The following is a 14702-nucleotide window of genomic DNA, read 5'->3' as shown; positions in this document are numbered from 1 at the left end:
TCAATTGATAAATCCAGTTCATTCTATGTAAATTGAAGTCATAAATTATCTGTCGCTACAGATTTGAATCCTATTAAAAAACTTATTCGAAAAGGAACCAGCGAATCTTACCCGCTGGAAGTCAATCAAAATATCGTAATCACGAATAGTGTTTCACTGATAGTTGGCTTTTTATATCTCTACTATGCTGTTTATGGTATCTATGTAGATGGTTCAAGAACCGTTCTAATCTCCCTGATATTCATGCTGGTAAGTCTCCTTTCGTATGTACTAAATGTTAATGGAAAGCTCGGTATTGCTAAGATATTATTGATGGCCATCACTTCTTTTAGCATCTTCTTCACCTATCACGTTTACACATTGGGAGATGCCATACTCACTACCTTTTTTCCGGTACTTCTAGGGTATGTTTTCTTTTTTGATTTCAGCGCAGAAAGAAAGTACTTCTTCGTTTCTTTTTCTTTTACACTACTGATGATCTTACTGAGCGTTCTGCTACCAAGACATCTTCTCTATCAGATAGAAGTATCCGACTCTCTTGCTCACCTGAGTGATCAAATACATGTCATTGTCTCTCTATGTGTCACTGGCACCTTGCTGATTGTGGTCATTCGAAATAAAGATCATGCGCACAAGAGTTTGTTGTCCGAAAAAAGAAAACTGGAAAATACACTTGAAGAGTTAAGGCAGACGCAAAGTCAATTGGTCAATTCTGAAAAAATGGCTTCCCTTGGACAGATGAGTGCCGGCATCAATCATGAGATTAGGAATCCACTCAATTTCATTCAAGGTGGCTTAGAAACCATGAAACAAAACATGGATGAAAACACTCAGAAAGAAAATGCGACTTTTTTCGAAATCATGGGCGAGGGGCTGAATCGATTAAACAAAATTGTAAATAGCCTGAGTCATTTCAGTCATCAATCGCAAGACCATAATCAGACATGCGATATCTCCGAATTGATCGATAACTGTCTGAATATTCTGGAACACAAATCCAAGGGGCGTATTCAAATTAGAACAGACTACTGTAATCAAAAAGTGGTGATTGGCAACTCGGGTAAGCTTCATCAGGTTTTTCTTAACCTAATAGGCAATGCCATCCAGGCGATACCAAAACAAGGGATGATTCATATCACTGTTCAAAAAGATGCGAGTTTCATTCACATTGTCATAGACGACAATGGAATAGGTATGTCGCCAGAAGTACTGGACAAAATTTTCGATCCCTTTTTCACTACAAAAGATCCAGGAGAAGGAACAGGGCTGGGATTGGCCATCTCTTCTAAGATTGTTTCAGACCATCGCGGCAGTATCGTCGCCACGTCAGACCCAGGGAATGGATCGACTTTTCGTGTGTCGCTCCCGATCAAAAACTAGTATTTTTTTCCTATTTAGGAACACACTGAACAGAGATACGTATTAAGACATTTCCTTGCTGCAATTAACAGCATGCCATTAAAATTTACCTGTTAACCATTCATGTATTTTAACAAAAATCAGCTTTAAGTGGCATGGAAATTGAATATTCATTTTCGTCGTGCAAAGAGGATAAAGGGTATTCCTGAGAAGTATACAAAAAGTAGACAATCTCTTTTTGCGGCAATTCTGTTACTAATCATGCATCAATAGACATTAGAATTGTAACATCCTCATAAGCTATTTGTAATTAGTAAAATTGGTTTCTACAAATTCGATAAGCTTTGGACGAGCCGAGCCGTCAGTGACGGCTCGGTCTTTTTTTATCTTCTCCTTTTGACGATTTTTTTCAATTGATCGACTTAGGGATGGTTGTTTCATTTCCATCTCTTACTGCTCGGTAGTGAGGTGACATTATCTCTATACCAGCCTCTTTAAATTTATCTTGGATATTGGAGTGAAGGGCTGAATAAATTTTTGGCATTTGCTCTGGCGTATCTGTATAGGCATTGAGTTGGTAAGAAACATACCAATCATCCAGGCTTGTTTGAAGCACAAAAGGCTCTTTACTCACATTTACACCATCAGTTACAACTGCTGCCTCTATTAACTGCTCGTGTACTTTCCTCCATGGAACATCATAGCCTATTGTTATGGCCGTATTAAGTATCAGTCCCAGTTCTTTGCTACTGCTGGTATAGTTCACTGTATGGCCTGTAAGTATCGAAGAGTTTGGGACGGTGATGTCTTCATTCTTGGTTGTGCGCACGCGTGTTACCAGCAAAGCTTTAGACATAATTTCACCCGTTACTTCACCTATTTTCACCCGATCGCCAACACGAAAAGGGCGTATGTAGGTAATGGCAAGTCCCGCTACCACATTCGAGACAGCAGAAGTTGATCCGAAAGCAATGAGGAGTCCAAGAAAGATAGAAACACCTTTAAAAATGTCGGAATCAGATCCCGGGAGGTATGGGTAAATCATCACCACCATAAACACATAAATCAAAATCTTCGCGAGCCTGTACGTGGGCATGGCCCAATCTGTGTAAAAACCAGAAAGGTTTAGCGTTCCATTCTCTACCCCTTCTGCAATGAATCTTAAAAACTTCACCAGGTATCTGGTAATGAGATAAATGACGGCAATCGTGAAAACATTGGGTATATAATTCCAAAAACCAAACCAAATGTTTTTAGCCGGATCTAAGATCCAATCCATTAAGTTTTGAGCCCAACCTCTGGTAAAGGGGAAGAGACCAAAAATCAACGGAAGAGATAAATAGAAAACGAGTACATAAAGACCCCATTTTACAATAGAAATAGCACGGATACTTGCATCCAGATGCAGTGAAGGTGGGAGAAGCTCGAAATTTCGAATTTTGAAACCAGTGAAGTATTTGTTCTTACTAATCACCATCCAGCCTTGGATTCCACTAGCAAGTTTTCTGATGAAATATAAGATCAACACCACTCCTCCGATAATAAGAAAAACAAGCCCAATTCTTGCGGCTAGATTCTCGATAGTGCTCTGATTTCGCGTACGTATCACAAAATCAGAAATCTGATCTTTGTAAATACGAGCAAGTGAATGTTTGTCCTCTCCTTGCACCCAAAAAGCATCCCAGTCTGAGATACTAGTAACAATGAGGCCTTTGTACATGATATCCAAAGTGCTATCATGATCCTTGATATAAAGGGAATCAGGAAAAAAGAAATCACTTTTTACAAGTATTTCAATTTTCTCGCTCACATTGGCTGCCCTTTCTTCTGGTTTTACATGTCCAAGCCTTGTGTAGATAACAAAAAGTGAATCATCAATTGGATTAACATTGAAGCCTTTAGTGTCGCCTCTCAGCTCAAGGGTACGCTGTTTTTGTTCTGCTTCTTGTATCGAATCGTATTTTGCGCGTTCACTCAACGATTCGTCATTGGCAGTCGCTTGGAGGAGTTGCAATCGCTCCATTAAATTCGCTCTTACCAATGAATCTTCCTTGCGCTTTAAATCACTCTGGTCAAGTAATCTTTGGTACGTTTCCAGTTGCTGACTCAAGACACTAAGCTTTTGCTCCATGGCCTTATCGACACTATCACTCTGTACTTGAGCAGAAGCAACATGAAAAGTCAATAGCGACAAAACAAGGATAGATATTTTTTTCATTGAAATCATTTGCGAAAACACAGAGCTAACAGAAAAAGGCTTAATTGAATTTACAACAAAAATGGCATAAAAAAAGAGGCTCTGTTACCGAGCCTCCTTGTATTTCTAAAATAACTCTTTCGTTATCCGATTTCCACCAATTGGATATCAAACACCAGGTCTTTGCCAGCAAGATCATGATTCGCATCTACGGTAATGACTTCATCAGAAACCGCAGTTACATTCACGTATGTCTGATGTCCTAAATCATTCGTTGCTACTAGTTTTTGGCCAACTTCAGGCTTCATATCATCTGGTAGCTGATCCTTAGGTACTTCCTGAATCAATTCTTCCCTACGCTCTCCATAGGCTTCCGCAGATGGAATCTCTACTGTTTTTTTCTCATCTATCTCCATCCCATTTACGGCCTCATCAAACCCTTTAATCATTTGCCCGCCACCAAGTGTAAACTCAAGAGGTTCGCGCCCCTCCGAAGAATCGAATACTTCTCCAGATGTGAGTTTTCCTGTATAATGCACCTTTACCTTGTCGTTAGCTTTAGCTTTCATTTCTTCTTTTCTTATAAGTAATCATGCAAAGGTAAGAAATTTATAAAGTTTTTTTTGAGCAATTATAATTTATATGTAACTACATATAATGTATATACGTATATAATTTCAATAGAAAAATTAAGAAAGGAAAATCATGGAAAAAATAGTGCATACAGGAAGTAGTCGGGGTCAGGCAAATTTTGGATGGTTGAACAGCAAACATACGTTTAGCTTCGGTCATTACCACAACTCGGAGCGTATGAGCTTTGGTGTTCTAAGAGTACTTAACGACGATATTGTTATCGGCGGAGCTGGTTTTCCAACTCACCCACATAGCAACATGGAGATCATCTCTATTCCTTTGAGTGGAGCACTTGCGCACAGGGACAGTACAGGTACTGAAAAAGTCATAAATACGGGAGAGGTTCAAATCATGAGTGCGGGTAGTGGACTCACCCATTCCGAGTATAATGCCAGCAAAACAGAGGAGGTAAACTTTCTCCAGATTTGGATACTACCAAGAGAAGAAAACATCAAACCTCGCTATGATCAAAAGGTATTTAACTCAGAGGAACGAAAGAATGCAGTTCAAACAGTGGTATCACCTGATGAAGCTAAAAGTCTGTGGATCAATCAAAATGCCTGGCTCTCGCTAAGCGATTTGGACGCCGAAAAATCCATTACCTATACGCTTCACGGTGAAGGCAATGGTCTCTATTGCTTTGTAATTGATGGTCAAATTGAAGTTGAAGGAGAGGTTTTGCGAAAAAGAGATGCAATAGGTATATCTGATACAGATAGTGCTGAGGTGATGGCGATTGCAGATTCTAAGTTACTGTTTATTGAAGTGCCTATGACTTACGATTGAGTTTTGAGCAAAAAAAAACCCACTCAAATGAGTGGGTTTTTTTAATACCATTTATTTATCGATCAAAAGGAGGAATCGGGAAATGTGTATGAACGAGATCACCAGCTCTATCAAGTGGTAGATTGGTAGAATTCAAACGTCCATTCCTTCTTAGATCAAACATTGCATGTCCTTCACCCCATAGTGAGTAGGTGCGATGATAAATTAATTCATCTGTCAACTCAGCAACGTTCTGCGCACCAGCATAATTTGCCAGACCATACGCACCATTCAATATGTTAAGTGCGTCTTCAGCTGCCTGAAAATCTGGTGTAGTAGCATTGATGTTTGCTTCAGCATAAATAAGGATCAATTCTTCATTTCTGATATGATCAATAGGATCCGTGGAAGTAGCGTAAATAGCCATTTCGTGCGTCCCATTTACACCATCTCTCGGTGAAGCAACATCTCGAACTCTAAACTTAGAGATTCGTGTATCTGTAGGCCTGATGTCAGTGACTAATCTATTATGCACAACATACTGATCGGTACTTTGCTGAGGGGTTTTAAAAATTGGATTAAGTATCTCCGTTTGCGCATAAAACCTCCTAGCCCCAGTTGTTAAGTCAGCAGCATTCAGCGAAAGGAATGAATCACCTAACAAGGTTAGTGCTGCCGCATGATCTCCATCATAAAGCGCAGCTCTAGCAGCAATGGCTCTATTAAGCTCACCAAAAGAAGCTGGTGAGTCGAATCCATCAAAACCACTTGAAAGTGCAAAACTGAATTCTGCCCCAGTCAATTGATCAAATCCGTCATCCAGCATTTGTCTAATGGCTGCAAAGCCTGCAGATCGATCCAACCAAGGCCCTAAGTTATCTGGGTCTGATATATCTACCCGAACACCATTATCATCTAACAACATTAGAACATCAATGAGTGCATAACCTCGCATCGTATAAGCAAATGCACGATAACCTCTCTTCTGAGCTTCAGTTACTGTAGCATCTTCTACTGCTTGCAAAATAAAATCCGCACTTTTTACCGCTTGATATCGAGCAAAAATGGTTCCTGTCAATTGTGGCTCACTTCCAGTTAATTGGGTCCCTTCCTTACCTAATAAATTTACTAGCGTAGCAGGATCTGAAGAGTTAAAATCATACAACTCCCTCGCAATTGTCCCAGTTGCCGTTATGAATCCTGCTCTTCCATTTCGAATTTCCGCTTCCAATCCAGTAACCAAAAAATTCATGGTCTGTTGATTGGCATTACTCAATGTCCCAGACAAGCTGGGTCCGTTCGGATCTGGAAGATCTTCCAGTGAACAAGCCGAAAATAACAATGCTATCAACGGCAGATATAGTTTTTTACTTGAAATAATCATTTTTATATTCATTTAAAATCTTAAACCAAGGTGAAAATAGAACTGCTTAGCACTTGGGAATGGGGCAACCTCAATTCCTTGTGAAAGACCTGAAGGCCCGAAAGCAGATGTTTCCGGATCATACCCAGAGTAATCTGTAATTGTCAGCAAGTTCTTTCCAGATATTCCCACTCTTACTCTTTGGAAGACTGAGCTTTCAACAGGTAATGTATAGAATAACCCTATTTCTCTCAATCTGATATAGCTAGCATCTTCGATGTATCCAGCGGGTCCATCAGTTCCAAAACTTCTTGTAAGGTTTGGATCATCCAGGTCAGGAGTAGTACCTCCAAAGTCGCTCAATAGTCTTGTAAGGTTTAGATTATCTCCACCTTCTTTCATATGCCACAGGAATGTCAAATCAAAATCCTTGAGGAAAGTAATCTGGTTGAACCAGCTCATCTCGAAATCAGGAGCTGCATCACCTATTATTACAATATCAGTGCCTTGAGCAGCAGCAAGTGATGTAACTGGCTCTCCTTCTCTGATGTAAGCACTACCAAACTGAAGATTGAATCCTTCGCCGGAAGGTTGGAATTCTCCAACACCTAGTGATTCAACTTCTGCTTTGTTTTTCCACCAGTTCAGGGTTGAATTCCAAGTAATGTTCTCATTGGTAATGATATTGGCATTCAAGGAAAGTTCAATCCCCGTATTTTTCAAATCAAAATCATTTCGTATTTCAGTTCCAAATCCGGAAGAGAGTGGAATGGATGAAAACGGGTAAATCAGATTCAAGACTTTACGTTCATAGTACGTAGCTTCTAAACCTATTTTTCCATCAAGGAAAGAAAAATCAGCTCCAAATTCCAATTCCTGTGAGGTCTCAGGCTCGATACCAGCAGCTCCTAGCTGTTGAGAATTGGTCGTTAAAGCAAGTCCAGTACTACCACCAATAATGGTTGTACCAAGAGAGGTGTATTTAGAGCCAAATCTTGCACTACTTCCTGTTTCTCCGTAAGCTACTCTTAACTTGAACTGATTGATCGCACTAACGCTCCAGAAATCAAAATTTGCCACATTTACTGCGACCGAAGCTCTTGGGAACGCGAAAAACTTATCTACATCTCCATTTAGATTTGACTTATCAAATCGAACACCTGCAGTCAGAATTATTTTATCACCCCAATTGGCGGTACTTTGACCGATTATTCCAAATTCCTCTTCTTCTGTAAGCCTTTGTGCCACAATATACGATCCTCCATCTCCGGCGTTAATTAAACCGGGAATTAGTTGTGTTGTCTGTGAGTTTAAGAAATTGCTTTCAAAACTCAAGTATGACATACCCACCTGGGTAGTTATGCTAAGGTCATTTCCAGTGAAATAATCAAAAACTGCAAAAGCATTGTAGTTATATTGAAATGATTTATTGCTCGTTGCTGACAAAAACCCCTGGGTTGTTCCTACCTGAACTTCATGATCCTCAGGTATATAAACCAACGTATTAGCGTTGAAGAAATCTATTCCCCCATTGAATTGGAACTTCAATTGGTAATTACTTTCTTGTATCGCCAAATACTCAGCGTTTACTCCTTGAATTAATCGATCAACATCTTCGGAATTGATAATGTTATCTCTATTGTAAATTACATTGACGCCTCCAAAACCTCCAGAAGCGTATATTCCGTTTTCATCAGGAAAAAAATCTTCCCAATCTTTAGCGAAAGCTAAGTTATATCCAACACTGTATCCCCCACTGTTTTCGTTACCAACAGGTCCTCTATCAGCGCTGCTTTTTATGTAATTGGTTGAAGTGCCGATTTTCAATCGATCAGTAATATTGTGATCCAGGTTTAAACGAAACGAATTTCTAGTGTAACCGGTATTCAACATAATCCCATCTTCGTCCCTTCTGCTCGCATTAAAATAGAATTTTGTTTTGTTGTTACCTCCGGAAATTGAAAGTCTTGAATCCGTGATAAAACCTTTCTCACCATACAACTCTTCTTCATAGTTATACAACCCGCCATTTTCGGCTACCGCTGCATCGTATAGTGCACCAGCACTAAATAAAGACTGTGCCTGTTCTCTGGTAAAGGATCTTCTTCCGGCGTAATTCTGAATCTCATTAAATCCAAAATCCTGCTCAAAATTCACAGTAGTCTTCCCATCTTGTCCGCGTTTGGTTGTAATGATAACAACTCCCGCATTCGCTCGTGTTCCATAGATTGCTGCAGCAGAAGCTCCTTTCAAAACCTCAATACTGGCAATATCTTCCGGGTTAATATCAGATACTCTATTGGATCCCCCCTCTTCTCTTCCTGCGTTTGCACCTGAAGCAACAGATGATCCAGTGGTTAACTGAGTATTACTTATGTATACCCCATCAACTATAAAAAGTGGTTGGTTATTTCCAGATAGTGAAGAAACTCCTCTTAATCTAAGAGCAGTCTGTCCTCCAGGAGCACCTCCAGCTGCATTGATATTGACTCCAGTCAATTTTCCATACAAGGCTCCATCCAATGTTGCACCTGTAGTCGTTCCGGTCAATGCTTCAGAGTTGATCGTTGAAATATTATTGGCCAGATTCGAACGCTTAATCGAGGTAGCCAAACCTGTAACGACAACTTCATCCAGATTTGTTACATCGGTCTGCATCGAAACATCTCCAGCCTCCGAAGCTGCAACCTCAACGCTTGAATATCCAATGGAAGAAAACACAAGCGTAGCGTCAGACGGAACTGACAACTCATATTCTCCATTAATACCAGTAATAGCTCCATTTGTAGTCCCTTTTACCAATACTGTTACTCCCGGAATCGGTTCCCCATTTGAGGCATCCGTTACCGTTCCACTGACCCTAACATCCTGGGCCATCAGAAAACTAATGGGAGCCAATAAGGCTAACACCAAGAGTTTTCTCTTTAAGTAGTTTTTCATCATAGTAGAGTTTTTTAACTTAAAAAAAATTTAACATGTCGTTAAAAATCACGAAATAATCGACCAAATGCAAGGAACTATGGATTAAAGAAGTTGTTTATGCAATTATTGATTGTAAAGAAATACGCCCTGCAGAATATTATTTGGTTTATAGGAACTTAAGTATCCATTTTTAAAATAATCTTACCAATAACTTTTCTGTTTTCTATTTTTTTTAAGGCTTCGGCAGCTAAAGACAAGTGGTATATGTTGTCAATTTGCGGTGTAAACATTTCTGCAGACAACCATTTTAAAAGCTCCTGAATATTTGACTTGTTCTCTTCCGGAAACTTCCGAAAGAAGTTTCCCCAAAAAACTCCTGCAATGGAGGCGCTTTTTAAAAGTGGGAGATTCCATGGAATGGCCGGGACTGTTCCCGAAGCAAATCCAACGACTAAATACCTTCCCATCGGAGCAATGGCTCTGAAAGCTTGTTCGGAATATGCTCCGCCAACGGGATCGAAAATCACATCCGCTCCCTTCCCATCGGTTACGTCCTTAATGGCAGACTTTATGTTTTCTGGAGTGTACTTAAGTACCGTGTCTGCTCCTACATTTTTACAGTATTCCAATTTTTCATCAGTCGAAGCACATGCAATCACCTTGGCTTTCATGAGCTTGCCAAGCTGAATAGCAGCGGTACCTACTCCGCCGGATGCTCCCAAAACAACCATCGTCTCGCCCTCGGAGAGATTGGTTCTGTCTTTTAGCGCATGAATGGCGGTGCCATGCGTAAGCAAAATGGCGGCTGCATCTTTAAAGGATACATCATCTGGTAGCTTATGCGTATTGAACCCAAAGGCATTTACTTCTTCTGCAAAACCTCCGGCTGTTGTTCCAGCCACCACCCTGTCGCCTGGTTTAAATTCAGTAACATCTGCTCCTACATCCGTAACGATCCCAGCGACCTCCCCTCCTGGGGAAAATGGTAGTTCTGGTTGAAATTGATATTTCCCACGAATAATGAGTGTGTCAGGAAAATTAACTCCAGCATACTTAACCCCAATCCGTACCTCTCCTGACCTGGGTGGATCTATTTCATGATCTCGATAGACTAACTTTTCAGGCCCGCCAAGTTCTTCTACTAAAATTGCTTTCATAATAAGGTAAGGACGTTTTCTGGCGGACGACCAAGCACGGCTCTATCCCCATCGACTACTATGGGTCGTTCCATAAGTTTCGGATAGGCAATCATGGCATCAATCCATTCATCATCAGTCATGTTCTTTCCTTTGAAATTCTCCTTGAAGTCTGCCTCTCCTTTTCGAATGAGTTGCTCAGGCTTTATGCCCAATAGTGCAATGATTTTCTTTAACTCTTCTTTCGATGGTGGGTCTTTCAAATATTCTTTGATTTCAAAAGTCTGACCTTTATCCTCAATGAGGTTAAGCGTTTGCCTGCTTTTACTACACCTGGGATTATGATATATCGTCATCATTTGGCTAATACTTTTTTGTTTATGGACATTGTAACCAGCATATGAGGTACATCTACAACCTCCGCTATCTTTAAATCGCCCGCTAAGGAGCATAACATATAAGCGTCATTCGCGCTCAAACCATATTCTTTTTTCAGATATTCAATCATGTATTTTGTGGCTTTCTTCGCAGCTTCATCTATTGTAACCCCGAAGGCTGTAACAGCATACACATCCTCGTTTTCATATTGCGGCTCTTCAATACTAGCCCCTTTGAGCAATTCAATCTCAACCAAAAACTTCATTGGCGCTTCTATGGCTGTACCACATACCTCACCCAGCCCTTGAGCTGCATGTGCATCGCCTATAGAGAAAAGGGCTCCATCGACAAATACAGGAAGGTAAACAGTTGTTCCTTCTACAATATTAGGGTCATCCATATTACCCCCATTGGCTCGGGGAGGAATGGTAGAAAGTAAAGAATCCGTATCTGGAGCAACACCTAAAACACCCGGAAAAGGGTTTAAAGGAATATTAATACCTTCCGCAAAACGAACATTGTTTTTACCAGCCAATTCAAACGTCTTCAGGTGCGGTTCTGTAAACTCATCTGCAAGAAATCCAAAACCTGGAAGTATTGCCGTCCAACCCCATTCTCCTATCTCAATTTTATGCAGTGTCACTGCTATTACATCACCCGGTTGAGCATTGTTTATATAAATAGGACCTGTAAGAGGATGAATGGGCTCAAAACTAAGGTTCATTAAATCAGAAGTATCGGAATCTAATGACAGCTGGCCATCAGTAGCCTCCGCGGTACTTATTTCCACCACGTCTCCTGATTCAATCGATAGTACCGGCTCAATTGTCCGACTCCATTTATTGTGTGTCTGATCTGACGTAAGCGTATAGTCAGGTTTTGGTAAGTCTTTTGGAAGGTCATTATCGACCTTTACTGTTGTCGTGCATCCAACAGCAATAACCATTAAAATCCAGATATGCGTCTTCATATATTTATAGGTTGGTTTGAGATAGTTAAAGTTTTATACTTACTAACTTATTAAAAAATCTAACCTCATGAGAATCATTTACCTACTTCTCTTTTTAGCCGTTACAATTATTCTTCCCGCTCAGCGAAAGAAAAAAACCGATGATGTCCCTAAGACCACAGCACAAGAACGCTGGAATGGTTATCAGCAACGTTTAAAGCTTGAACAAAGCTCCCTCGTAAAAAACGTCCCTTTCAGAAACGTGGGACCTACAGTGATGAGTGGGCGTGTCGTCGATTTAGCTGTAGACCCTGAAGATCCTTCACACTTCTATGTGGCCTATGCGTCAGGTTCTCTTTGGGAGACAAAAAATAACGGAACCTCATTCGAACCACTATTTGATAATCAAATAGTCATGACCATAGGGGATATCGCAATAGACTGGAGAAATGACATTATTTATGTGGGCTCTGGTGAAAACAATTCGAGCCGCTCTTCTTACTCAGGATATGGCATGTTCAAATCAACTGACAATGGTGCAACCTGGGAAGGAATTGGGCTGACAGAAACGCACCACATTGGCCGGATTCTCATCGACCCTTCCAATGCAAATACGCTCTGGGTTGGTGCCTTGGGACATCTCTATTCAGAAAATCCAGAACGAGGAGTATATAAATCTACCGATGGAGGGCAGACATGGAACAAGACATTATTCGTAAGTAACCGAACGGGCATAGTGGACCTGATTATTCATCCCAGCAATCCCAATACGCTAATTGCAGCAGCATGGGAAAAAGATCGAAAAGCGTGGAATTTCGAAGAAGCTGGAGTTGGCACTGCTTTGTATCGTTCTGAAGACGGTGGAGATACTTGGAGAGAAATTGGGGATGATTCTGGATTTCCTGATACAAATGGCACGGGAAGAATAGGGCTTTCATTCGCCCCATCTGATCCGAATATCGTTTATGCCATTTTGGATAATCAGGATAGAAGAGACAAAGAAGATGAGGATCAAAGTGAAGGCATTACTAAAGATCAGCTAAGGTCCATGAATAATCAGCAGTTTCTTGCATTGGAAAACAGTGAAATCAACAAATTTCTAGACAACTATGGCTTCCCTGGAAAGTATAATGCGGTAGACATCAAAAAGGATGTTGAAGCAGGTAAAGTCAAGCCAGTGGATTTGGTGATTTACACCGAAGATGCTAACTCTTTACTTTTTGATACTCCGGTGAAAGGAGGAGAAATGTACCGTTCTACTGATGCAGGAAAAACGTGGAGCAAAACGCATGAAGATTACATCGAAAGTATGATCTATTCTTATGGTTACTACTTTGGTCAGGTACGTGTGGACGCAAATAATCCTGATGTGATCTACACCATGGGTGTCCCAATAGTTAGATCTGACGATGGCGGTAAAACATTCAAGAGCATCAATGAAGCCAATGTGCATGTGGATCATCATGCTCTATGGATCAACCCGTCTGATTCGAGACATCTGATCCTTGGAAATGACGGTGGTGTGTACGTGAGTTATGATACCGGAGCCACCTGGATAAACTGTAATTCGCCATCAGTTGGTCAATTCTATTCCATCGCTGTGGATATGGCTAAACCCTACAATGTATACGGAGGACTCCAAGATAACGGAGTATGGAAAGGGCCGAGCACTTATGAATATTCCCGCCGCTGGTACCAAAATGGCAGGTATCCGTATGAAAGATTAATGGGCGGTGATGGGATGCAGGTAGCGGTGGATACGCGAGAGAATAAAATCGTGTACACAGGTTATCAATTTGGTAATTATTTCAGAATCAATACAGAAACTGGAGAAAGAAAATACATCACGCCTCGACATGAGTTGGGGGATTCTCCTTACCGATGGAACTGGGAAGCACCTATTACACTCTCTAGCCACAACCAGGATATCGTGTACTTTGGTAGCAATCGATTCCATCGTTCCATGGACATGGGCGAGAACTTTGAAACCCTAAGCGAGGATTTGACACAAGGTGGTAAGAAGGGTGATGTAAGCTATGGAACGCTCACCACGATTTCTGAGTCTCCCACACGATTTGGATTGCTTTATGTTGGAAGTGATGATGGACTGATTCATCGCTCAGATGATGTAGGTGACACCTGGGCCAAAGTCACAGATGGTCTTCCAGCCAATTTTTGGGTGAGCACGGTTGTCGCGTCATCACATAGCGAAGGACGCGTTTATGCTTCTTTTAACGGATACAGATGGGACAATTTCGAACCAATGGTTTACAGAAGTGATAATTATGGCAAAAACTGGAAAAACATCTCCAGCAACCTTCCAAGCGAACCCGTGAATGTGGTGAAAGAAGATCCAAACAATGAAGACATCATTTACGTGGGTACAGATCATGGAGTATATGTGTCGTTGGACGGGGGCAACAGTTACCAAGCTTTCGCTGCTGGATTACCAAACACTCCTGTACACGATTTAATCGTACACCCCAGAGAGAAAGATTTGGTACTGGGCACTCATGGTCGCGGGATCTATATTGGAAATGTGTCGCTGATTCAGCAATTGAATAAGGATATTCTGGCCAAAGGCTTACATGCTTTTTCCTTAGAAGAAGTGAGATTCAGCACACGTTGGGGTCGTAAGGCGGGCACATGGGGCGATGTAATAGAGCCTTCGATTGATGTCAACTTCTACTCGAATAGCACCGCCAATGGAAAAATAGAAATCAGCTACAATGATCAAGTGGTCTCTTCGCAAGAAGTATCAGCTGATAAGGGGCTCAATTTGATTGAAGTAAGCTTAAAAACAGCTGCTTCGTTCAAAGAACTACTTGAAGACGCTCAAAAAGAAGGCTATGAAGCAGCTGAAAACGGTGAGTACTACCTAACTGCTGGCGAGTATACTGTTCGAATTACTGTAGGTGATACAAATGTGGAGACACCTCTCACCATTAAAAAACCTAGAGAAAGAAAAGGAAGAAAGGAGTAGCTAAAGCATTCTAAGAA

The 14702-nt window shown here is 41.0% G+C and carries 10 protein-coding genes; 3 read left to right on the top strand and 7 right to left on the bottom strand.

Going from position 1 to position 14702, the window contains the following annotated elements; genetic code table 11:
* The first annotated feature begins 63 nt into the window (after positions 1 to 63).
* Entirely contained in the window at positions 64 to 1380 is a 1317-nt protein-coding gene (locus tag ABJF57_RS16625; RefSeq protein WP_462232459.1) for a sensor histidine kinase, read from the top strand.
* Positions 1381 to 1768: 388 nt separating this feature from the next.
* On the opposite strand, the gene ABJF57_RS16620 is transcribed toward ABJF57_RS16625, so the two are convergent.
* A complete protein-coding gene (locus ABJF57_RS16620) occupies positions 1769 to 3577 on the bottom strand; it encodes a mechanosensitive ion channel family protein (RefSeq protein WP_462232458.1) in 1809 nt (602 codons plus the stop codon).
* 122 nt (positions 3578 to 3699) lie between these two features.
* Positions 3700 to 4125 (bottom strand): FKBP-type peptidyl-prolyl cis-trans isomerase, encoded by a 426-nt coding sequence (locus ABJF57_RS16615; RefSeq protein WP_462232457.1) that lies wholly within the window; start codon positions 4123 to 4125, stop codon positions 3700 to 3702.
* A 136-nt stretch (positions 4126 to 4261) separates the two neighbouring features.
* On the opposite strand from ABJF57_RS16615, the gene ABJF57_RS16610 reads away from it, so the two are divergent.
* On the top strand, positions 4262 to 4975 hold the full coding sequence (locus ABJF57_RS16610) for a pirin family protein (protein ID WP_462232456.1): 714 nt from the start codon (positions 4262 to 4264) through the stop codon (positions 4973 to 4975).
* A gap of 55 nt (positions 4976 to 5030) precedes the next feature.
* On the opposite strand, the gene ABJF57_RS16605 is transcribed toward ABJF57_RS16610, so the two are convergent.
* The 5 genes from ABJF57_RS16605 to ABJF57_RS16585 all read right to left on the bottom strand — a co-directional run bounded on the left by ABJF57_RS16605 (position 5031) and on the right by ABJF57_RS16585 (position 11723).
* Positions 5031 to 6338 (bottom strand): RagB/SusD family nutrient uptake outer membrane protein, encoded by a 1308-nt coding sequence (locus ABJF57_RS16605; protein WP_462232455.1) that lies wholly within the window; start codon positions 6336 to 6338, stop codon positions 5031 to 5033.
* Between the two features lie 12 nt (positions 6339 to 6350).
* Complete coding sequence (locus ABJF57_RS16600) at positions 6351 to 9260, bottom strand: SusC/RagA family TonB-linked outer membrane protein (protein WP_462232454.1); 2910 nt, start codon at positions 9258 to 9260, stop codon at positions 6351 to 6353.
* 155 nt (positions 9261 to 9415) lie between these two features.
* Positions 9416 to 10396, bottom strand: coding sequence for an NADPH:quinone oxidoreductase family protein (locus ABJF57_RS16595; RefSeq protein ID WP_462232453.1), 981 nt, complete (start codon positions 10394 to 10396; stop codon positions 9416 to 9418).
* Entirely contained in the window at positions 10393 to 10734 is a 342-nt protein-coding gene (arsC, locus tag ABJF57_RS16590; protein WP_462232452.1) for an arsenate reductase (glutaredoxin), read from the bottom strand. The genes ABJF57_RS16595 and arsC overlap by 4 nt, the downstream gene beginning before the upstream one ends.
* The gene (locus tag ABJF57_RS16585; RefSeq protein WP_462232451.1) at positions 10731 to 11723 is read right to left on the bottom strand and encodes an acetamidase/formamidase family protein; all 993 of its coding nucleotides are present in this window, start codon (positions 11721 to 11723) and stop codon (positions 10731 to 10733) included. Before ABJF57_RS16585 ends, arsC begins: the two co-directional genes overlap by 4 nt.
* 67 nt (positions 11724 to 11790) lie before the next feature.
* On the opposite strand from ABJF57_RS16585, the gene ABJF57_RS16580 reads away from it, so the two are divergent.
* A complete protein-coding gene (locus ABJF57_RS16580) occupies positions 11791 to 14685 on the top strand; it encodes a WD40/YVTN/BNR-like repeat-containing protein (RefSeq protein ID WP_462232450.1) in 2895 nt (964 codons plus the stop codon).
* Positions 14686 to 14702: the final 17 nt, after the last annotated feature.

The sequence above is a fragment of the Ekhidna sp. genome, assembly GCF_039940915.1.
In the GTDB taxonomy this organism is placed as follows: domain Bacteria; phylum Bacteroidota; class Bacteroidia; order Cytophagales; family Cyclobacteriaceae; genus Ekhidna.
The sequence above is the reverse complement of the archived record's forward strand: the minus strand, read 5'-3'. Positions and strand labels throughout refer to the sequence as shown.

What these genes read in the sequence shown, in the direction of transcription:
- ABJF57_RS16615 (WP_462232457.1), bottom strand. Translation starts at nt 4,125, where the DNA reads ATGAAAGCTAAAGCTAACGACAAGGTAAAGGTGCATTATACAGGAAAA.
- arsC (WP_462232452.1), bottom strand. Translation starts at nt 10,734, where the DNA reads ATGATGACGATATATCATAATCCCAGGTGTAGTAAAAGCAGGCAAACG.
- ABJF57_RS16605 (WP_462232455.1), bottom strand. Translation starts at nt 6,338, where the DNA reads ATGATTATTTCAAGTAAAAAACTATATCTGCCGTTGATAGCATTGTTA.
- ABJF57_RS16610 (WP_462232456.1), top strand. Translation starts at nt 4,262, where the DNA reads ATGGAAAAAATAGTGCATACAGGAAGTAGTCGGGGTCAGGCAAATTTT.
- ABJF57_RS16585 (WP_462232451.1), bottom strand. Translation starts at nt 11,723, where the DNA reads ATGAAGACGCATATCTGGATTTTAATGGTTATTGCTGTTGGATGCACG.
- ABJF57_RS16620 (WP_462232458.1), bottom strand. Translation starts at nt 3,577, where the DNA reads ATGAAAAAAATATCTATCCTTGTTTTGTCGCTATTGACTTTTCATGTT.
- ABJF57_RS16600 (WP_462232454.1), bottom strand. Translation starts at nt 9,260, where the DNA reads ATGATGAAAAACTACTTAAAGAGAAAACTCTTGGTGTTAGCCTTATTG.
- ABJF57_RS16595 (WP_462232453.1), bottom strand. Translation starts at nt 10,396, where the DNA reads ATGAAAGCAATTTTAGTAGAAGAACTTGGCGGGCCTGAAAAGTTAGTC.
- ABJF57_RS16580 (WP_462232450.1), top strand. Translation starts at nt 11,791, where the DNA reads ATGAGAATCATTTACCTACTTCTCTTTTTAGCCGTTACAATTATTCTT.